Genomic DNA, 855 nt, shown 5'->3' with positions numbered 1-855 from the left:
CTCAGTACCTGTCCTGAATCTTGATGGCTATTAACTCTCCGTGGCCTTCCTGGGGGTCCAGCGTGGGACAGGGGTACCGCGGGCGAGCCGGTGGGCCATCGTGCGGATCATGGCCCAGTAGACGAAGGTGGCAGAGCTGGCCGGGTCGCGTTCGTAGTCGTGGGTGAGACGGCGGTGCGCGGTGATCCAGGCCAGTGTGCGTTCCACAACCCAGCGTTTCGGGAGCGGACGGAAGCCTTTCTGGCCTTGTTCCTTCTGGACGATCTCGACGGTGGTCTTCATGACGGTGGCGGCCCAGGTGACGAACCGGCCGGCGAACCCTCCGTCGGCGAACAGGAAACGGCAGGTCGGGATGGTGAAGTAGTGGTCGACCAGCAGCTGGCGGGCGCCGTCGCGGTCCTGGCGGCTGGCAGGGACGACGAGCACGGCCAGCAGTAAACCGAGGGCGTCCACGATGATGAACCGTTTGCGGCCGTTGACCTTCTTCCCCGCGTCGTAACCGCGGGTCGGGGTGGTCACCGTGGCAGCGCCCTTCACCGACTGGGAGTCGATCACTCCGGCGGTCGGTGCCGCGCTGCGGCCCTCGGCCTGGCGGACCTCGTCGCGCAGCCCGTCGTGGACCCTGATGGTGACGCCTTTGTTCTTCCACCGCTCGAAGAACCCGTAGACAGTCTTCCAGGGCGGGAAGTCCGCCGGCAGCGCTCGCCACACGACACCGTTATGGGTCACATAGAGGATCGCGTCCACGATGTCACGCCGGTCGTGTTTCTCGGGCCGGCCGTCCTTCGACGCCGCCGGCAGCAGCGGCTGCACGTAGGCCCACTCCGCGTCCGTGAGATCCGAGGGATACCGAGG

General features: G+C 66.7%; 1 protein-coding gene. It reads right to left on the bottom strand.

Annotation, left to right across the window (positions count from 1 at the left end; genetic code table 11):
• Positions 1 to 30: 30 nt before the first annotated feature.
• Positions 31 to 855, bottom strand: an 825-nt coding sequence (locus FMEAI12_RS29290) for an IS5 family transposase (RefSeq protein ID WP_200835454.1), incomplete at its 5' end; no start/stop codon positions are given.

Origin of the sequence: Parafrankia sp. Ea1.12 (assembly GCF_900465275.1) — a bacterium.
Taxonomy (GTDB): Bacteria; Actinomycetota; Actinomycetes; order Frankiales; family Frankiaceae; genus Parafrankia; species Parafrankia soli.
The sequence above is the reverse complement of the archived record's forward strand: the minus strand, read 5'-3'. Positions and strand labels throughout refer to the sequence as shown.